30 protein-coding genes and 1 pseudogene are annotated in these 17660 nt (G+C 56.0%); 13 read left to right on the top strand and 18 right to left on the bottom strand.

All coding sequences use genetic code 11. The features are described 5' to 3' along the window. Positions 1-23 precede the first annotated feature (23 nt). Positions 24-371, bottom strand: coding sequence for a YfdP family phage-associated protein (locus OSC50_RS12695; protein ID WP_266249155.1), 348 nt, complete (start codon positions 369-371; stop codon positions 24-26). 136 nt (positions 372-507) lie between these two features. Between OSC50_RS12695 and OSC50_RS12690 the strand changes: the two genes are divergently transcribed. Continuing rightward, complete coding sequence (locus OSC50_RS12690) at positions 508-1362, top strand: hypothetical protein (RefSeq protein ID WP_266249157.1); 855 nt, start codon at positions 508-510, stop codon at positions 1360-1362. A gap of 215 nt (positions 1363-1577) precedes the next feature. On the opposite strand, the gene OSC50_RS12685 is transcribed toward OSC50_RS12690, so the two are convergent. From OSC50_RS12685 to OSC50_RS12645, 9 genes are all read right to left on the bottom strand, one after another. After that, positions 1578-1856, bottom strand: coding sequence for a hypothetical protein (locus tag OSC50_RS12685; RefSeq protein WP_266249158.1), 279 nt, complete (start codon positions 1854-1856; stop codon positions 1578-1580). A gap of 69 nt (positions 1857-1925) precedes the next feature. After that, positions 1926-2396 (bottom strand): hypothetical protein, encoded by a 471-nt coding sequence (locus OSC50_RS12680; RefSeq protein ID WP_266249160.1) that lies wholly within the window; start codon positions 2394-2396, stop codon positions 1926-1928. Continuing rightward, positions 2393-2638 carry a hypothetical protein gene (locus tag OSC50_RS12675; protein WP_266249162.1) on the bottom strand — a complete coding sequence of 82 codons (246 nt, stop codon included), beginning with the start codon at positions 2636-2638 and terminating at the stop codon, positions 2393-2395. The genes OSC50_RS12680 and OSC50_RS12675 overlap by 4 nt, the downstream gene beginning before the upstream one ends. A 7-nt stretch (positions 2639-2645) precedes the next feature. Beyond that, positions 2646-3209 carry a siphovirus Gp157 family protein gene (locus OSC50_RS12670; protein WP_266249163.1) on the bottom strand — a complete coding sequence of 188 codons (564 nt, stop codon included), beginning with the start codon at positions 3207-3209 and terminating at the stop codon, positions 2646-2648. Further along, positions 3206-3949 carry a hypothetical protein gene (locus tag OSC50_RS12665; protein WP_266249165.1) on the bottom strand — a complete coding sequence of 248 codons (744 nt, stop codon included), beginning with the start codon at positions 3947-3949 and terminating at the stop codon, positions 3206-3208. The genes OSC50_RS12670 and OSC50_RS12665 overlap by 4 nt, the downstream gene beginning before the upstream one ends. Continuing rightward, entirely contained in the window at positions 3949-5043 is a 1095-nt protein-coding gene (locus OSC50_RS12660) for a hypothetical protein (RefSeq protein WP_266249166.1), read from the bottom strand. Before OSC50_RS12660 ends, OSC50_RS12665 begins: the two co-directional genes overlap by 1 nt. Before the next feature lie 158 nt (positions 5044-5201). Next, a complete protein-coding gene (locus OSC50_RS12655) occupies positions 5202-5396 on the bottom strand; it encodes a hypothetical protein (RefSeq protein ID WP_012724020.1) in 195 nt (64 codons plus the stop codon). Beyond that, a complete protein-coding gene (locus OSC50_RS12650; protein ID WP_181079738.1) occupies positions 5393-5584 on the bottom strand; it encodes a hypothetical protein in 192 nt (63 codons plus the stop codon). The genes OSC50_RS12655 and OSC50_RS12650 overlap by 4 nt, the downstream gene beginning before the upstream one ends. After that, positions 5581-6018 (bottom strand): hypothetical protein, encoded by a 438-nt coding sequence (locus OSC50_RS12645; RefSeq protein WP_181079739.1) that lies wholly within the window; start codon positions 6016-6018, stop codon positions 5581-5583. The genes OSC50_RS12650 and OSC50_RS12645 overlap by 4 nt, the downstream gene beginning before the upstream one ends. A gap of 329 nt (positions 6019-6347) precedes the next feature. On the opposite strand from OSC50_RS12645, the pseudogene OSC50_RS12640 reads away from it, so the two are divergent. Continuing rightward, positions 6348-6623 (top strand): annotated as a pseudogene (locus tag OSC50_RS12640) (energy transducer TonB family protein); the annotation flags it as partial. Here the strand turns inward: OSC50_RS12640 and OSC50_RS12635 are convergent. From OSC50_RS12635 to OSC50_RS12600, 8 genes are all read right to left on the bottom strand, one after another. Further along, a complete protein-coding gene (locus OSC50_RS12635; protein ID WP_181079741.1) occupies positions 6606-6803 on the bottom strand; it encodes a hypothetical protein in 198 nt (65 codons plus the stop codon). The pseudogene OSC50_RS12640 and the gene OSC50_RS12635 overlap by 18 nt on opposite strands. 67 nt (positions 6804-6870) lie before the next feature. Further along, positions 6871-7002, bottom strand: coding sequence for a hypothetical protein (locus OSC50_RS12630; RefSeq protein ID WP_266249169.1), 132 nt, complete (start codon positions 7000-7002; stop codon positions 6871-6873). A gap of 702 nt (positions 7003-7704) precedes the next feature. After that, positions 7705-7956 (bottom strand): DUF1654 domain-containing protein, encoded by a 252-nt coding sequence (locus tag OSC50_RS12625; RefSeq protein WP_266249171.1) that lies wholly within the window; start codon positions 7954-7956, stop codon positions 7705-7707. 168 nt (positions 7957-8124) lie between these two features. Further along, a complete protein-coding gene (locus tag OSC50_RS12620) occupies positions 8125-8754 on the bottom strand; it encodes a hypothetical protein (protein ID WP_266249172.1) in 630 nt (209 codons plus the stop codon). Positions 8755-9099: 345 nt separating this feature from the next. Beyond that, positions 9100-9426: a DUF2388 domain-containing protein gene (locus OSC50_RS12615; protein WP_266249727.1), complete on the bottom strand. Its 327-nt coding sequence runs from the start codon at positions 9424-9426 to the stop codon at positions 9100-9102. A 148-nt stretch (positions 9427-9574) separates the two neighbouring features. Then, complete coding sequence (locus OSC50_RS12610; RefSeq protein WP_266249174.1) at positions 9575-9793, bottom strand: hypothetical protein; 219 nt, start codon at positions 9791-9793, stop codon at positions 9575-9577. Positions 9794-9815: 22 nt separating this feature from the next. Then, the gene (locus OSC50_RS12605) at positions 9816-10124 is read right to left on the bottom strand and encodes a hypothetical protein (protein WP_266249175.1); all 309 of its coding nucleotides are present in this window, start codon (positions 10122-10124) and stop codon (positions 9816-9818) included. Between the two features lie 90 nt (positions 10125-10214). Further along, on the bottom strand, positions 10215-10871 hold the full coding sequence (locus OSC50_RS12600) for a LexA family protein (RefSeq protein WP_173603477.1): 657 nt from the start codon (positions 10869-10871) through the stop codon (positions 10215-10217). 109 nt (positions 10872-10980) lie between these two features. On the opposite strand from OSC50_RS12600, the gene OSC50_RS12595 reads away from it, so the two are divergent. From OSC50_RS12595 to gvpU, 11 genes are all read left to right on the top strand, one after another. Next, positions 10981-11160, top strand: coding sequence for a Cro/CI family transcriptional regulator (locus tag OSC50_RS12595; RefSeq protein ID WP_058415369.1), 180 nt, complete (start codon positions 10981-10983; stop codon positions 11158-11160). A 50-nt stretch (positions 11161-11210) separates the two neighbouring features. After that, positions 11211-11828, top strand: coding sequence for a DUF8585 domain-containing protein (locus tag OSC50_RS12590; protein WP_266249179.1), 618 nt, complete (start codon positions 11211-11213; stop codon positions 11826-11828). Positions 11829-11958: 130 nt separating this feature from the next. Then, entirely contained in the window at positions 11959-12807 is an 849-nt protein-coding gene (locus tag OSC50_RS12585) for a BRO-N domain-containing protein (RefSeq protein WP_266249181.1), read from the top strand. Between the two features lies 1 nt (position 12808). Beyond that, positions 12809-13723, top strand: coding sequence for a helix-turn-helix domain-containing protein (locus OSC50_RS12580; protein ID WP_266249183.1), 915 nt, complete (start codon positions 12809-12811; stop codon positions 13721-13723). After that, positions 13710-14507: a hypothetical protein gene (locus OSC50_RS12575; RefSeq protein ID WP_266249185.1), complete on the top strand. Its 798-nt coding sequence runs from the start codon at positions 13710-13712 to the stop codon at positions 14505-14507. The genes OSC50_RS12580 and OSC50_RS12575 overlap by 14 nt, the downstream gene beginning before the upstream one ends. Then, on the top strand, positions 14504-15019 hold the full coding sequence (locus OSC50_RS12570; protein WP_266249186.1) for a hypothetical protein: 516 nt from the start codon (positions 14504-14506) through the stop codon (positions 15017-15019). Before OSC50_RS12575 ends, OSC50_RS12570 begins: the two co-directional genes overlap by 4 nt. Continuing rightward, positions 15016-15330 (top strand): hypothetical protein, encoded by a 315-nt coding sequence (locus tag OSC50_RS12565; RefSeq protein ID WP_266249188.1) that lies wholly within the window; start codon positions 15016-15018, stop codon positions 15328-15330. Before OSC50_RS12570 ends, OSC50_RS12565 begins: the two co-directional genes overlap by 4 nt. Continuing rightward, positions 15327-15929 (top strand): recombination protein NinG, encoded by a 603-nt coding sequence (locus OSC50_RS12560; protein ID WP_266249190.1) that lies wholly within the window; start codon positions 15327-15329, stop codon positions 15927-15929. The genes OSC50_RS12565 and OSC50_RS12560 overlap by 4 nt, the downstream gene beginning before the upstream one ends. Then, positions 15926-16192 (top strand): hypothetical protein, encoded by a 267-nt coding sequence (locus tag OSC50_RS12555; protein WP_266249192.1) that lies wholly within the window; start codon positions 15926-15928, stop codon positions 16190-16192. The genes OSC50_RS12560 and OSC50_RS12555 overlap by 4 nt, the downstream gene beginning before the upstream one ends. Next, positions 16189-16734 (top strand): hypothetical protein, encoded by a 546-nt coding sequence (locus tag OSC50_RS12550; protein WP_266249194.1) that lies wholly within the window; start codon positions 16189-16191, stop codon positions 16732-16734. Before OSC50_RS12555 ends, OSC50_RS12550 begins: the two co-directional genes overlap by 4 nt. 166 nt (positions 16735-16900) lie before the next feature. Then, on the top strand, positions 16901-17389 hold the full coding sequence (gene gvpU / locus OSC50_RS12545; protein WP_266249196.1) for a gas vesicle accessory protein GvpU: 489 nt from the start codon (positions 16901-16903) through the stop codon (positions 17387-17389). Positions 17390-17660: the final 271 nt, after the last annotated feature.

Genomic DNA, 17660 nt, shown 5'->3' with positions numbered 1-17660 from the left:
GGGGGGAGGGTGAGTCGGGCGGATCAGGTGCGCTTAGGAATCGGCGCGTCGTCGCGACTGAAAAGCTGGTCATGCTTTTCCGCGAAGAGAGTCACGCGGCCGCCGGTGCCCACGTGCATGGGCGTGTCGAGGCTTGTGTTTTCGCTACGGGTGCCGCGCTTGGTCGGAACCTTGTAGTCGAGCTTGTGTTTGATCTTCACCTGGTGGGATTCGCCGATCTGGCTGAAATCCAGGGTGATAACCAGCTTCCCGGACTTGCCATGGTCAACAACCCCCGCGGCTACCTCGGAGATGGCGTGGCCAATTTGGCTGGCGAAGGCGCCGCCGTTGAGTTCTTCAAGAAACTCTGCTGTATCTGTTGCTGTGGACATGACTGTTTCTCCGGGATGGCTGAAAGGCGGTTGGGTTGAGATTGCGTTGGCGGATGCGACTAATGGAAAAATTGCGGCTTTAGTGTGAGAATGGATGCATCAAATCCAATGTGCGAAGCTAGTCAAGGAGAAGGTTTTGAGGGAGGCAATTGCGATCGTATTAGTAACTTTTATTTTGGGGGTAAGTCTTTTTAGCATGTATCGCTTTTTCATTGAAAAGGGAGGGCGCAGCAGTGATGAGAATATACCTCCAATAAGTAATGCCTTGATGGTATGGCTGGCACTGGTCATTGCAGGTTTAGTTTTACTATCTTTTGTGGCGCTATACGGCAGGCGCCTGAACCTCGATAATAATATTGGTCAGATTGGTGACTTTGTCGGCGGACTCATAAATCCAGTGCTTAGCTTTCTAGCATTGTTGGTGCTTTTAAGAACCACCCTTATCCAAACTGGCGAGGCCAGAAAAACAACGGATTTTATGAGGCAGCAACAAACAATATTAGAGTCTGAGAAGTTCGAGGCTACATTTTTTCAATTGCTAGATAGAGCGGAAAAATATTGTGAAATTTATCTTCGAACAAAGTCGGATGAAAACGGCAAGGCTAAATCGAAAGCTGATAAAGCCTGTGAAGATATTTTAGCACGTCGAGAAGAGTTTGCCGGTAAGAGTGTTAAGGGTCAATTGAAGCTAGCGAAGGCTCATGTTAATGCAGCATTAGAGCATGATGTCTTTATGAATTTCTTTTTCAGGGCTGCTCGAGTGGTTAACTTTGTCAATAATTCAACTATCCCTGATGACGATAAAGCATCATATTTGGGTGTGTTTAGGGAAACTTTACTGCCGCCCGAGCGTATATTGTTTTCTAACTATATTTTTTTCAACTATAGGCATATGCGTTTACTTTTGCGTAAGTGGGGGGTTAATCATCTGCGCGAGCACGGATATGTAGCGAAAGTGGTTTATGATTATTATGATTCTGAAAAAGACTGAATATGGTCAAATCCATTTTTTTAATTTTAATCAAAATATATCTGAAGGAGTTGAGTAAGGCCGACCTTCTATCGTTGCCCCACGTATTACATTATGTCGATTTCGTGGAGCACGCTTTTAAAAAAGCGGCGCAGACTTTTTCGATCCAGGCGCGTGGGCGTGAGCGATCAAGTGCTAGATGAGCGCTCGGTCTTTCGTCTCGCCTAGTTCGACGGTCAGCGCCGCAGCCGATCAAGCATTCCGTGTCGGAAGTAATGGCGAATGATGTCGGACGGAATTTTTGCCTTCGGCGGCGCAGGCGGCATATCCTCGGCCCGGCCATTCAGCACCAGCAGTTGCACCGCCTCGCTGACCTCCTCAATTTCATGCCAGCGCATCAGCTCATCGAGCATCTGCCGGGTACCGTACGGGACCGTGTGCCGCAATTCCTGCTCGCCCAGCTCCAGCCGCTTCTCGGCAAGCTTGGCCGTGCGTTCCTTCTGTTCGGCTGCCATGGCCTACCTCTTCTATTCCGCTGGCCGGCATTGCGAGCCAGGTTTGTCGTTTGCGTTGCTGGGTGCGGGCTATGCGGCGCATGAGTCGACCTTCACCTGATGCCAGGCGCCGACCGCTTCGAAGATCCGCGCGGCGTGCGCCTCGTCCAGCGACATCGATTCGGGAATGGCAATCCAACCCGAAGCCACCATCTGGCTTTGATTGGCCTCATCGCGCAGCTTCTTGTAGCAATGCTCGATCACGTCTTCCAGATGGTCGGAGAGGTAGACGCCATCGGGCGCGACCTCCACCGATTTGCTGTACCGGTCGCCGCGGGCGTCGATGCAAAGAGCGCTGAGGTAGATCGTCCACCGGTGGGGGATGCCGCAGACGGCCTGGCCAATCTTCCCTGGCGCGATGTTCTTCAGCGACTTGTAGTTGATCATGCCCTGGCGGCCACTGGGGTCGATGTTGACCACGGCGACGTGATTGGATGCCAGTAGCGAGCGGCACGACCGCGCGATACGCGCCTGCAGGTTATGCGCCTTGCGCTTGCTCATAATGCCTCCGCGAGTTTGCGCAGCACCTTACGTTCTGCCGCTGTGATAGGCGGCTTGCGGCGCTTGAGTATGGTTTCGGGATCGATCTTGGTGGAGCGGTGCGGTGGCGGCGGGTTGATTGATGGGCTCTTGCCTTGGTAGATCGTCCCGCCGGCGGCCAGGAACTGTGCGGTACGTTCCGCGATTGAATCAACGTGCTGCCGCTGTTCCTCGACCAGGCTTAGGTGGTTGCTGACGTACATGGCGACCTCACTTGATTCGGATCGAACTATCGCCGCGCTCCAAGTGAGCCCAGGTAGGTTCGGGTAGAAGTTCGTGTTCAGCGTCTTCACCGACTGCCATGCGCTTGCGAACCGCTTCGTTATGCTCGCGGATCTCCTTGAGCTTGGCGGCAATGGCCTTTTTGTCCGGAGCAATGCTCGACTTCACAGTGGTCAGTTCGTCCGGCACTGCATCTTCGTTGTCCACGATCACCCGTTCGCTGCCCATGGCCAGCGTGATGGTGAAGAGCGGACGCTTGATCGACTTGATGTTGGCGGCTTCCATGTTGCGGCGCAGGTAGTCGCTGATCTGCGAAACGCTGTTGGACTTGATTCTCCTGAGTTCAGCAAGGCGCTCGATTTCGTTGTCGATGGCCGTCACGTCGCTTTCAATGTTCCGGCGCAACATGACGATGTTGTCGGCCTTATCGTTGAAGTCACCTTGCACTTCGTCCATGGCATGTTGAAGAGCCTCTTTCAGACCCTCATCATCGATGTCGGCCATGGCCTGGAGCTCAGCCAGCTTGCCGGTCAGTGCGTAGAGTTGAGTCATGCTGCGTCCTCAGTCAATTTTTCCATGGTGGCTTTGCGCTCTTCGAACGCCCGGGTGATCCGCGCGATGAAAGCCGGCTCGTTACGGCGGGTTGCCTCACGAATGTATTTCACGTTCAATGTTTTCAGCTCGTAGGCGGTTACCGCCTTGCCGATGGTCTCGACAGCCGAGGCGAGCCAGTCAATGCGCTCCTGTTTTTGGCGCAGAATTTCGGCGTCTTTGTCTTCAGCCTTCTCGATCTTGAATTCTTCGGTGATGGTGTCGACGTAGGTGGGGTCGTCGAACATGCCCAGGTAAATGTCAGCTGCGAAGCCCAAGGCTTGCAGGCACTTACCGATGCCATCGGTGAGGGACTTTTTCGCCGTATCCCAGTCAGTAAGGATTTTCCCCTGCTGCAGGTACACGAATGGTGTGTGGCCGTACTGCTGGATTGTGCATTTCTGTCCGGCCTTGCCCGTGTACCAAAGCTCTACCTTTACGGTATGCACCTTCGCGCAGATCATTGGCGCTCCAGGCCACTCTTTCGTTGGCGCCTGAAGGGGCGCGCCTTCGTCAAAGCGATCCTCAAGAACTGTCCAGCCCCAGCCTTCACCGCACGGGCCAAACAGCTCTGTGGCCCGATACATCAGGTAAGTGGGCCTGATGGCGGTACCCTTGAAACCGCCTGCGCCGGTAAATTTTTTGGTGACCTCGGGGTCGGTAGTTTCGACCTGATCCCATATCCTGGTGTTCTCGGACATCACTTGTTCCTCCAGCCGTCAGCACGCTTGGCCAGCTCCTTGAAGGCAGCCGACGGCAGCCTGCTCATGTATTTTTTGTGGTCGCGATACCATTCTTCCAGGGCGGCTTTGGGCGTCTGGATGGCAACGACGTGGGAGACCTGTTGCTTGTACGAAGTCGAATTTGAAACCTGAGAGTGGAAGGTCCGGCTCACCACTACAGTGTTGGTCATTCCCTGCTTGACCAGGTTGTTCAGTTCTTCCTGGGATTGAACGGCAATGGCACCGGGGTGCTTCTGCTGGAACAACCGGTAGCAGGCCTCCCGTACAAGCTCGGTACTGCCGTACTCGACATATTCAACGTCAGGAATACCAGCCTCGATCTTCTCCGCCACCTCATCCAAGCGCCCGGTGTCAATCCAGGCGTTTTTCGACACCTGTTTCAAATCCCATCCGCTAACCGTTTGGCGGTCTCGCTCAAGCTGCAGATGCTCGGGGAGAATGTCATAGCCGTAGGTCAGATCGGTGCCGCATACGAAGAGGGTGCCGACGTACAGCTTGCCGGGCCGGGAGGGCAGGATATGGCCGTATTTGGTACCGATGACGTCGCTCATCGGCGGCTGCATACGCAGGCACATGTTCCGGATTTCCGTTTCGTCTTCCTCGGTGAGGCCGGAGACAACGAACTCAACACCCTGATTCTGCCTATGTGCCGGCGTCTCGTTGATGCACAGCACCTCCGCGTCGAACTGGTCGCTATGCCGGAACTCAGGCACCCACTGCTTATTGCCATTCCAGACCTTCACTTCGTACCCGTTCCGGGTCAGTACCAACAGGGCAATTTTGTAGCCCTCGCCGAAGCTGCCGATGGCATCGGCGCGGTCGGACTTAGACGTGCTGCCCAGAACCAGGGTGCTGGCCTCCAGCCTTGCAAAGCGGCTGGTGATGAACAGCTGGCCGTTGGCGAAGGCGTATTCGAAAGGCGACTCGCTATCCAGCGCGTTCTGCACCAGCTCCCGGATGGCCTCTTTCAGGCCCCAATGGCGGACGTAGTCGCGGGACAGGGGAAGTTCGTAGGACTTGGACCGGATGCGATCTGCAATAGCTGCGAGCATGGCAATACCCCCGCGCCGTCCTTGCGGGGCGCTGTGATGTGTTGGTTATTGAGTGATTCGATCAGCGAGGGGGCTGAGCAACATCAGAAAGGTGCAGACGGAGAGGGCAGAGAAGGAACCGCGCCAGATCAGCATGCGCCTGGTGTGCTGGTGGGGAGTCAAGGCCGAACCCTCACCGCGATGCGACCACCCTTCATGGTTGGCGCCAGGCGCTGCGGCAGATCCCGCACCAGGTCTTCACGCTTGCGGCCGATGAGCTCGTTGAAGGGAAGGCCGAAGCCCAGGATGGCAATGCGGCGCTCGATGTCGTCGAGCTGCTCGTCGATCAACGATTTAACCGGTGCGGTGGTCATGCAGCCTCCTTGCGCTGCCTGGTGATTTTCAGCAGGCGCTGGCAGTAGTGGTTGAATTCTTCGACGGTGATCGCATCGCCGGTGAGCATGTTGGTGATCATCCGCACCACGACGGCTTGGGCGCCGGGCTCGCTGCTGGGATGCTCAAGTGCTTCAAGTGCCTCATCGATCAGGATGTGCGGACTCATAGGTCGGCATCCACATCGTCTTCGCGCTCTTCCCGTCCTGCTGCTACAGCGTCTTCGGCATACGGTCTCAGCAGCGCTACAGCGATCTTCTCGACCGCTTCAATCGGGCGTTGATGGCCCAGCAGGTCGGCTGCGTGAGCCCGGGCATCGCTCTGGCTGCCGAGCATCGCCGACAGCAGTAGGCGGGCAAACGAATCACGCTCGTCCAGGCCGTCGATCTGGCGCTGGTTCAGGTAGCCCTGCAGGGCCGTGCAGAACCGGTCGAACGTCACCACCTGCGGCTGGCCGAAGCGGCGCTTCCACTTGATGTCGACGCCGCACACCAGGCGCTCTGCCGAATGCTCAAGCCAGTCCGTCACCTCGTCGCTCTCGCTGACCTCTGGAGGCAACTGAGCGTCGTAACGCTCCTGGCAAATCTTCAATGCTGCGTTCATGGTCGCCTCCAAGGTGGCTGTTGTTCACCTGTATTCGTCAACACTCATGCCTCCCGCTGATTGCCGATGGGCGCGGGGGAGGAGTGCTGACGTAATAGAGGTGGGAAAGGGAGGACAGGTCATCCAACTTCGTTGAAGCTGCGCTTTTATTGCGGGGCAGTTGAGTGTACTGATAGGCTCAAAACAGCGATGTGCGAGATCGCACCGCCAAATAGCGAGATTTTTGAATGTTCAGATTTTTTCTAGCCACTATTTTTTCATTTGTTTTTCTCGGCGTAATTTCTGGTTGCTCTTCCACTGCCGAACAAGAAAAAACACTGAGCGCCGGGCTCGTTGCGCATTTGAATAAATTCAAGACGTACCCGATGGCCTCGCAACTGGCCGGGGTTGAAGGGACAACCCAACTGCGCTTTACGATAGATGGCGACGGAAATGTCGTTTCTTATGAGCTGGTACAAAGTTCAGGCAATGTGGACTTGGACGCGGCCACTCTAGAATTAATCCGTCGCGCCCAACCACTGCCGAAACCACCAGCCGATTTAATGAAAGACGGCCCAATTACGATCATTGCCCCTTTTATCTACTCCCTAGACGGGAATATCTGAGCAGGACTTGCAATCCGCCGCCGTCACTCGATGACCGTCTTCGCATTCAACGACGGAAACGCTGCTGGTGTAGCCACGTTCAGCGTTGAGCCTGTTTGTCTCGCTGATACAGGCGGCCAGGCTCTTGTCGGAAAATACCCGAAGTTCGCCGCGCAGGGTGATGTGGATGACTTTGTTCATGGTCATGCTCCGGGTTGTTTTCGCAATGCCCACCGCTCTGGATGGGCATCAGTGAAAAGGTCCGCACTCAAAAGAAAACGATGCAGCAAGGTCCGTCGTAGCCTTCTTCGCATACAAATGCCTGGGCCTGCCCGGTAGACACCGTCCAGTCTTGAACGTAAATGGTGCCAGCGAAACGGCTTTTGATCATGATTTGCATTTTCTTTTCCTCGTTTGATTTTCCGGATGACCCTGTCGCCAAGGTCATCGAGGAAATCTGTGGGGCCCAGGCCCGCTACTGGCGACGGCCTGGGGTTGTTGCGTCAGCGGTGTTGTCCAATTACCCGCTGCTGATTGCAGGGCTGGCCGGTCGTCTTCGGTGTGGGCTTCGAGCTTCCTACTCACAGCGTCAAACAGCATCTGTTTGCCGTGGATAACAGGTCCTTACAACATGCACGCTACAGCTCTGAATGCCCTGGCTGAATGGGGCAGGGTGCATGAGGTCCGGCGCGCCCAGCCGAAGCTATCGGGCCCGCTAATTCATATCCTTTGGAGCTTGCCGTGACCCGCTACTGGCGTCGGTCACCGGCTTGAATCAAATGTTCTTCCAGCCGCGGACCTTTCGGCTTGTTCTCCCGCTGGATAACTGTTCTTGGCGCTTTACGCTGCACGCCCGGGTCAGTTGCCAACCCTCTGAACCGTTTAGGCCGGTTCATCGCTGCCTTTGAATCTGGGCCGGTGGTGATCCGGCAAGGGTTGTCGCTAAAGAGCGGTGCTGCTTTCGCTGTTGGCCGGCAGTGTTCGTTGCTGGCGTGAAACGAATTTAAGCAAGCTGAAATTAGTACGTCAAGTATGCTGAATAAATAAATTCAGATTGCTGAAATTCGTGGGTGATAAAAAGCCCGCTCATTGGCGGGCTCATTTAGGAATCGCAGTACTCGCGCCAGCCGATCCTGACGGCACCATCATCCAGATGCTCGATCTTTATGCCGGCAGTGTCGCCGATATCCTGGATCACCTGGCGCCAGGCTTCAGGGCTTTCGTAGTCGCGCCTGGAGACCTCAACCAACTGAATCCGCTGTACCCGGGGAGAGGCGATCAAGCGTTGCAGGCGGTGGCCCACAAGCTCGTAGGAATCTCTCAGTTTGGAAGTGGGGTAGGGTGCTTGGTTCATGCTTCGCTCCTTCGAATACTGTAATTATGCACAGTATTTGCGCTGACATATCTTGGCAAGAGGGGGGCAGCATGTTTCATGCATAAATGCATATTTCGGAGGGCGGAGTCTTTTCGGCAGGCATGAGAAAGCCCGCACTTGGCGGGCTCTGAGTAGTAGGTGGCGTTGCTATTTTTCGGGGTACATCTGCTGGAGTCTTGATCTGGCGTCTTGGCTCAAGCCTGGCACGCCAAGCGTTTTGACTGCTCTGTCGTCTGCTGCCAGAAATGCCTGAACGCGGCTTGCATTGGGTTTGATGCTGGATATTTCTTGCTCAAGGCTTTTGATTTGCTCGTCATAGGCTTCGTTCATCTGCGATGTCAGCAGCTCTATCTCGTAGCTATTTTTGCTCTTGGAAATAGCTGCCGAGGCCTTTTCTGCTCTGACCTTGGCCGACTGTCGCTCCAGTCTCGCCTTGGCATCCATAGATAGCATGGATATCAGGCTTTTGGCTGAGGAACATATTTCTTTGGCCGCATCCCGCGCACTATGACTGCGGCGCCACTCGCGAGAGTCAATCGCTAATGTGCAGCTCGAAAGCTCCTCGGTAGCTTTCCGTGTGGATGAAAAAAAATCCGCTACAGTGACATTATCCCCGTCGGAAAGCATTGCCAATTGCTGCATAACCAATGCTGAGCTTTGTCTGGCGTAAGCTGCTCCAGCTTCGACTTCTTGTTGTGTTTGATAATGCATCCAGCCATAAGCACCTAGCGCTACCACGATGGCTGCAGCGATAAATCCTTGAATCATATTTTTCATGGTTCCCTCCTAAATCTATCTCTAATTCTATCCTGCAGGTCGTCGGCGATTATCAAGGCCGCTCAATGGAACGCTGCGTAATCAAGCAGGGAGGGGCCTATACAAGAAGCCCGGCGCTGGGCCGGGCTTTTGATCAGGAGCAGGTCCCGCCCTTATGGTGCGATCCTGTTCCACCTGTTGGGTGAGTGCCTTTTGGACACGCCGAGGCAGAGAAGGAAGCTATCGAAAGCAGGGCTACCAAGCCAATTACAGCGAATTTTTTCATAGAGCCTCCATGCACTGCGGAATGCAGTATCAGGGCATCGGCGTGTCGAGATATTGCTTGAGTGAAGAAATTCGGTGAATTCAGAAGGACGATGCAATCGCCTGAGCCAGTTGCATGTCGCTCATCAAAGGCGAGCTGTAGGTCGCCCTGTAGTACCTGGAAGCCTGCTCAAACTGAGCGCCGCGAATTTCGCCGTCTGATCCTATGAATGCAAGTGCATCGGTTTTTGCTGTTTTGAGTGGTTTCTGCGAATCGTCCGTTGTATAGCTGGGCAACGTCGTCAAAGCGGTTGGTAGGATAGATGTATAGGTCATCACCTTATCGAACGGAGTGGCCTTTTCATTCGCCGTTACCTGGCTGCCGATCAGCATCATTGCAGCGATTGCCAGCTTCTTCCATGCGTGCATCATTCGAAGCTTCCATTGCGATCAGAGAACGCCACCATAGCAAAGTGGGCCGCTTGCCAGAAACAAAAAGCCCGGCGCTGGTAATGGAGCCTTGGATGACTCCACGTCTCAGTTAACTTTTACCCCGCACATCCTTCCCACCTTCACCTTATCCATGCACACCGTAGAAGTGGTTCAGCGCTATCAGCTCAGTCGCAGCCACGAAAACACAGAGAACAACGAATCCTGGGCTGAAGACTCGTTTGCGGCCCGATGATCCCCAGCTAAGATCAGCTGCGTCGGAATAGCCGGGAATCATTATGAGGAAAGCCAGGCAAGCAATTACCCCAACTTTGCTCCAGAAGCTCTGCTCTCGCCATGCAGTCATGGGCTCACTCCGGGCAGTAACATCAGGAAAACCGGCCATACCCAGGACACTTCATGGCTCTAAGGCGATTTCTAAGAGCTTGAGTCTCGATATATTCCGAATCCGAGGCGCCCATCTTGGACCGCAGTGCGTATTGCACGAAATCCTCAGCCTGCTGGCGATCTGAGGCTAGCTTGAAGGTACGGCATTGCTCTAGACGCTCAGCTTCCGTAACAGGCATCGGTACTGCGTCGATCTGTTTTTCGTATTCTGTTTTTTCTTTTGGCGTGCTGAAGCAGCCGGAGATAAAAAGCGGGGCGACTATTAGAGTCGCGATCCGAAAGACATTCATTACCACATTCCCTTGTGTATACGAGCGCTACTCAGCTCGCGATATCTCGATTTAATCGCCCGGGCATATCCGCCACGGCATACTTGCGGATCAGTAAAACTTCTGCAGCGCCTGGACCACCACGCCCACGATCCGGCAGTTCTCGTCGACGGCCTCGATTGGGTAGCTGGGGTTCAGCGGCTTCAGGAACAGTCGACCGCCATCGCTGACCAGCTTCTTGAACGTCGCTTCGTTGCTGTCTGGCAGCTTGGCTACCACCAGCTTGCCTGGGGCGACTTCGGCCTCAGTGTCCACCAGGATCAGAGTGCCTTCAGTGATGCTCTGGCCGGCGGGTGCGGTCATCGAGTCACCTTTAACTGTCAGCCAGAACGCCGGGCCTTTGGAGTCGTACTCTGAGAACTCGTAGGTGTCCGAAATTCCGGCCGGGTAGGGCTCCACTGCTTCCGCCCAGGCGCCAGCTGCAACCCAGCTCACTACCGGGTAGCGGAATGATTTGGTGGGTTGCGCGGCGGGGGAGACGTTCGATTCTGAAGCCTCGCGCTCTTCACCCTCACCAATAGCAAGCCACTCAGCCCGGAAACCGGTCGCTTTCGCTAGGGCGTAAAGGTTCTCCGGCCTAAGGCTTTTACTCTCACCGGTAATCCACTGAGTGACGGCCGAATTCGCAACACCGCAGAGCGCTGCAATTTCCCCTTTCTTTTTCCCGCTGAGCTGTATGGCTCGGGCAATACGTTCGTGTCTTTCCATGGACTCAATATTAAGTTAACTGAATTTAAGCATGCAGTAGCCAGAAAACGCCGTTGACTCGATAACTTAAGCATGCTGAAATTGGGCCAGGGTCGAACGAGGATGCGAAATGAATACGCATGAAGTCGCCGAATTCTTCGGCAGCAAGACAAAGCTGGCATTGGCTCTGGGTATTCGCCCAAGTGCCGTGACCATGTGGGGGGAAACTATCCCCGAATCCCGGCAGTACCAGATTCAGGTCCTTTCCAAAGGAAAGTTCAAGGCAGCAAAGAAGGCTCAGGCCGCCTGACATCCCTGTCCGCCGTTCCATTGAAGCCAGATTAGAAGAGAGCAGTCCCCATGCAAACGTCCAGTTCCAGACACACCGTACAAACCCGTGATCAGGTGCTGGTCGCTCATGCTCAAAACCAGATCGCCCGTACCAGTCTGAGCCAAGACGACTTCGCCCAGGCGCTGAGCCGCGAACTGCACCTGTCGATTCCTGATCGAGCCAAGAAGAAAGACGTCCCGGACTTCAATTCTGCGGAGCTGACCGGCGACGTGAATGAGTTCGTGAAAGCAACCGGCCGCTGGCTCAAGCGTGTTCAGCGCTGGCTGTCCGGTGATCAAGAAATGCCGTCGTGGCTGGAAGAGTCGTGGGTCAACGCCCTTGAGCCCGAATACCGTGATCACTGCCTAAACGAGCTGGCGAGCCGCCACGGCTTGACCGGTGCCCGCCAGATGACCAGCGACCAATGCGCAAACAAGAGCTTCGGTGCACTGATCCGCGCCTTGGGCGACGTGATCGACACCGGCAGCGAAGTGTTTGACGACCAGGTGATGTGCGAACTGGATCTGCCGCACCTACCGGCATTCGCCAAGCAGTGCCGCCAGGTTGAAGCGAAGGCGGGTGAGTTGGGGCGCCGTGCCGAGCAGTTGCTCGCTTCGGTCCAGCGAAATTTGAAATCTGTTTACTGATTTCCCGCGCATGCGCGGAAATCGGTGCCCATCGGGTTCGCACTATGAATTAAGCGGATCTGAAACCCAGGCACAAAAAAGCCGACGGTCGAGGTCGGCTAATTCGATAACACTTTGTGAGGCCGATTATATGCAAACCCCGCCACATATCAATAGCACTACCAATCTCGCGCCACGTTTTTCGCAATCTGAAAACGTGGCGCGCAACTCCTCAGTTATCCCGTTCGACTTCGACGGCGCCGCGATCCGGGTTATCACCGACAAGCTCGGCGACCCATGGTTTGTTGCTCGCGATGTCGCCGACGCCCTAGGCTACTCCAAGCCTGAGAACGCCGTGGCCCGTCACTGCAAGGCCGCGACCACTACCCCGAAACAGGGTGGTGGTTTCATGACCATCATCCCGGAGCGGGACCTGTACCGGCTGGTGATGAAGTCCAAGCTGCCGGCCGCCGAGAAGTTTGAAGAGTGGGTGGTGGGCCAGGTGCTGCCGAGCATCCGCAAGACCGGCACCTTTTCTACCAAAGGCCCGAACAATTCCAAGATCGTCGGCGAGCTCGCCATCCTGGAATGCTTAGACCGCCTGTTGAAGCCCGCCAACTCCAGCAAAATGCTGATGCTGGCCAAGATCGCCGCCAACAACGGGCTGGATGCCAAGTTCCTCCCAGGCTATGCCGTCGATGCTGCCCCAGACGCCGCTGGCGGGTCTTCAATGCCGACCAAGGCCATGACTGGCCTGATCAAAGATCACGCAATTGCCAGCACCGCACGTGCCTTCAACCTCGCGCTCCAAACCCACGGCTTTCTAACTCTGCTCCAGCGCAAAAACTCCAAACAGGAAACCGTCGACTTCTGGTCCGTTACCGAGAAGGGCATGGCCTACGGCAAGAACCTCACCAGTCCTCAATGCCCCCGCGAGACGCAGCCTCATTGGTACGTGGATCGCTTTCTTGAATTGGCCGCAAAGGTCGGGAAGGCTTGATATGAGCATGGGCCTTATGGTCGCCGCAATGAAACTTCGCGTCGGCAATCCATTGCGCAAGCTTGTGTTGATCAAGCTGGCCGACAACGCCAGCGATGTAGGCGAGTGCTGGCCGTCTTATCAGCACATCGCCGATCAGTGCGAGATCAGCAAGCGCTCTGTCATGAACCACATCACAGCTCTGTGTGACGCGGGATTGCTGCGTAAGGAAATCCGTAAGGGTGGTCCGAAGGGAAACTCGTCGAACGTTTACTTCCTCACTCTCGATGGGGGTGGTGCACCTCCTGCACCAGGGGTAGTGCAGCAGATTCACCAGGGTAGTGCAGCAGGTTCACTCCCTAGTGAATCTCCTGCACCAGAGGGTAGTGCAGCAGCTGCACCCAGAATCAGTAACTCTCTTGAACCAGTCATAGAACCGGTCATTGAACCAATTACGCCCCAGGCTACCGCCAAGGTCGTGACGGGACAGGTCGTGCCATTCGTTCCCCAGCAACCACGAGTTGAGATTCCGGCCGACATGCCGGGGCCGAAAGACCAGACCTGCAAAACCTTTAAGGTCTGGGCGAACTACGCCATGGCCTACCGCAAGCGTTACGGCGCCTGGCCAGTGTGGAACGCAAAGATTGGCAAGCAGATGGCGCTGCTGGTTGACCGCCTTGGTGCTGACGTCGCCCACCACGTCGCCGCCCACTTCCTGAAAGCCAGCGATGCCGCCGTTCTGCGTAAGTGCCACAGCGTCAACGAGCTGCTGGTCAACGCCGAGAGCTATCACACCCAGTGGGTGACCGGGCAGCGCGTCAACGGCACAACTGCCCGCCAGATGGAACGAACCGAGGCCAACCTGTCCGCAGCGGAGCAGGCCGCTCAGATGGTTCTGGCCAAACGCCAAGCAGGTGACCGCAATGAATACCTCTGAAATGAATGATCAGCAGGTTGCCGGGCTGGCCGCTGCCATCTGCGCAACCGCCGAGGCCATGGGGCAGGAAATGAACCCAGGCACCGCCGCGATGATGGCTGAAGACCTCTGCGCCTACCCGGTGCCCGTCGTCAAAGCCGCGTTGAAAGCATGTCGCTTTGAGGTGAAGGGCAAGCTGGCTATGGCTGACATCCTGCAGCGTGTTCAGACCTCCGACGGACGCCCGGGCAAGGACGAGGCCTGGGCCATCGCCATGAGTACCAACGACGAATTCGAAACCGTGGTGCTGACCGACGAGATCCAGCTTGCGCTGGTCGCTGCGAAACCCATCTTGGATGGCGGTGACAAAATCGGCGCACGCATGGCGTTTATTGATGCCTACCAGCGGTTCGTGGGCCAGTCCCGTGAGGATGCGACGCCGGTCAACTGGCACGTTTCCGTAGGCTTCGACGCCAACCGCCGAATCCAAGCTGTGACCAAGGCGATGGAGCTGAAGCGCATTCCGCGCGAACACGGCCAGAAGTACCTGGCAGACCTTAGTGTCGAGCCTGTCACCGAAGACGGACGCGCTATCGCAGGTCTGCTCACAGGCAACGTCACCCGGCCAGAGCCGGCGATTCGCCAGAAGCTGGAGCTGGTGAGGAACTCGATGATGGAAATGCGGAAGGCCAGTGCTGAGCGGAAAACCGAAATGCGGATTGATGCGGCAAATGAGTTAGCTGATCGCCGCGCGCTGCTGATTAAGCAGGCCCGGGATCTGGAAGCGAAGAGGGCAGCGCAATGACCAAGCCAACCAAACCCCGACCAATGCCCGTGTACCTGGTGCTGCGCCGATTGGTAGATCCAGCCACCGGCAAGGAGGTGGCCGCTTTTGTGCCGTCCTCCGACGCTGATCGGTCGATCCTTCGCGAGCGGGATTTCCGCATCAACACCAAGATCCGCGCCGACCTCAAGCAGCCGCGCAACCCACGGTTCAACGGTTTGGTTCATGGCTTGGGCCGGGTGCTGAGCCAGAACATAGACCGGTTTTCCGGCAAGCAGTCCCACGACGCGATCAAGGCCCTGCAACTGGAGTCTGGCGTCTACTGCGACGAGGAAGCATTCGACATACCTGGCCTGGGCCAGCTCACCCGCAAGACGCCGCGCAGCCTTTCATACGACTCGATGGGGGAGGAGACATTCCAAGACTTCTGGCGCCAATGCTGCGCGTACCTGGTTCTGCATGACTGGCCGACGCTCACCGAAGAGCGCCTGACCGAAATGGCCGAGTTCGAAGCATTCAAGGAGGCCGCATGAGCATTAACTTCAAGCCGGGCGACTTGGCGCTGATCGCAAGCTCAAGCAAGGGCACATCCCCAAATATCGTGATGGCTGTCGAATTGGTCATCAAGCTGCGCACGAATGATTGTTTCAACCTTCCGGATGGTAGGCGGGCCGTGAATAAAGGCCCTGAATGCTGGATGGTTGAGGCTTCTGGTCTTTTTGCAACAACTCTCCAAGAGGGCCGTGTAGACCTTGGCGGAATATGCCTGGTTCAGGAGCGCCACCTCATGCCCCTGCGCGGCGACTTCACCCATGAGCAGCAGAAAGCCAAGGAGGCTGTATGACCATTGAACGGAAGCCGGCCAAGCCGAAGAAATGCCGCGTTGCTACCTGCAGGGCCTCATTCGTGCCTTCGCGCATGGGCCAGGCGGTGTGCAGTCCGGCCTGCGCGATGATCGACGCGCCCAGGCATGAGCCGAAGGCGCGCAAGGCCCTGGGCGACATTGAGCGCAAGAACATCAAGGTCCGCAAGGAGAAACTGAAAACCCGGGCGGACCATCTGCGCGAAGCCCAGGCAGCGGTGAACGAGTACGTGCGGCTGCGTGATGCGCATCTGCCTTGCATCAGCTGCGATTCGACGCCCAATGACAACGACCTCATGACCGGCAGTCGGTGGGACGCCGGACACTACCGATCCGTCGGCGCCTGCCCGGAGCTGCGCTTCGAGCCGCTGAACATTCATCGCCAGTGCGTGAAGTGCAATCGCAACCTATCCGGCAATGCCGTGGAGTACCGCATTCGCCTGGTACTGCGCATCGGCGCCGAGAAGGTGGCCTGGCTGGAAGGTCTGCACGCGCCGTGCAAGTACACCGTGGATGAGATTAAGGCCATCAAGGCCAAATACCGGGCAAAGACCAGAGAACTGAAGAGGGCTGCAGCATGACGCAGGTTTCGCAAATAACTGGCGGAGCAAGCAGGCCCTCGATGGGCTGGCTCAAGCCGGTGTTTCCCATAACGGGTAAAGCCCACTACTTCATTCAGGAAAAGGGGTTCGCTGCGATCACCACGCAGGGGAGGGTATATTTCTGGCGATCGATCTGCGGGGTCGACACGGTGAGCACGGACAAAATGCCGATGTTCGAGCCTGGCAACTGGGACCGCTGCAAAAAATGTGAACAGAAATTGCCTCGGAGGGCCGCAGCATGACCTATCGCAACGTTGTTTCAGCAGTAGTTCGAGCCCTCGCGGCCGAAACCATCAGTTCCGCCGGCGGCTGTGACTTCGAGCCCAAGGTGCAGTGCGCCAAGCAGAAGGGGGAGATCGTTGGTAAGGAGGCCGCTTTTCTCCAGGACTGCTGGGTGTTCGGCCGGCTGCACAAGGCTCTCACCCCGGCGCACTGGCGAGTACTCGTGGCGAAGTATTCCACCCATGAGGAGCGTAAGCACGGCGCCATTCTGGAGCTTCTGCACTCGGTGAAGACGCCGGCCCCGAAGCGCTTCCGTGAATGCGCCGTGCTCACTTGGGCTATCCCGCAAGTCGCCGGTGCCGAGGGCAAGCGTTCATCTGCAGTATTGCCCGCCGCATGGTACGACATCACCAATTGGGACAACGACGGCAAACCAGAGTCGACTCGGTACCGGTGGCGTTCGACGATTCGCAAGGTGCTGGATGACCAGGTGAACGAGGCGCTAACCGCCGCTCAGGAACTACTTGATGCGGAAGGCCTAATCGAAAGTTGTGCCGCTTAGCTAATAGCCATTGCAACGAATGAGAAAGTGAGAGATTATTTATTCAATCTGTCGATCCTGCGCGTTAGGGATTCACATTGAAAGCCCAGCAAACACGCTGGGCTTTTTTGTGGGTGCCAAGTTGATGTATAGATGAGACTCAGTTTCCAGCCGGATGGAGTCTCTAATGCACGAATCTCAAGGTCAGACCAAAACTGTCGTAGAGGAATTGGATTTACTCAACGACAAAGCCTTCACAAAAACACAGTGGGAAGGGCGCCAGACTGATTGGCTATTGCAGTGGCTTGTTAAAAGCTCCAATCGAGCATCGCTAAGCATTGGTATCACCTTATCTGTCGGTGGGTCAGTAATATCGGGCAAATTGATCCCCCACGCAGTGTATTTTGAGAGGCTTGCCGAAAGCTTTTCCGCCCCCTTCAGGGAGAAAGGTGATCACAATGCAGATGCGATCCAAGACATAATTCTTGGTTTCAATGTGACTCCCGGAGCTGAGTCTCCCGAAGAGGACGCCCCCTTCCAGTTCCTACACCTCGAAGATGCTAGAACCTACTTAGGTACATCGTCGTCAATTCCTGGCGAGACAGGCGCGCTTTGGCGCGGGAAAATTTCATCCATAGATGGCTTTACGCTTGGATTAATTAGTAATAACGATTAAGCCATATCGATATAATCGACCGTGCAACTCACCTCTTTACGTTTATCTCGGCGCAGTTGAGCTCTGCAGTATTGAAGGCCCCGCGATTGCGCGGGGCTTTTTGCATTCAGCTCCGTTGGGCTAGCGAAGGGAGGGAAGTTGAATTTGCATAGGCGACATCTGTATTTCTTAATTTAAGCGCCCTTACCCCGATAAAGCGTGCACCGGTCCTAGACCCCTTTCGCCCGCATCTGTACCAAGCGCCAAGCTCGGAAAAAGCGAAATGTACCTG

This window comes from Pseudomonas quebecensis (genome assembly GCF_026410085.1).
Taxonomy (GTDB): Bacteria; Pseudomonadota; Gammaproteobacteria; order Pseudomonadales; family Pseudomonadaceae; genus Aquipseudomonas; species Aquipseudomonas quebecensis.
The sequence above is the reverse complement of the archived record's forward strand: the minus strand, read 5'-3'. Positions and strand labels throughout refer to the sequence as shown.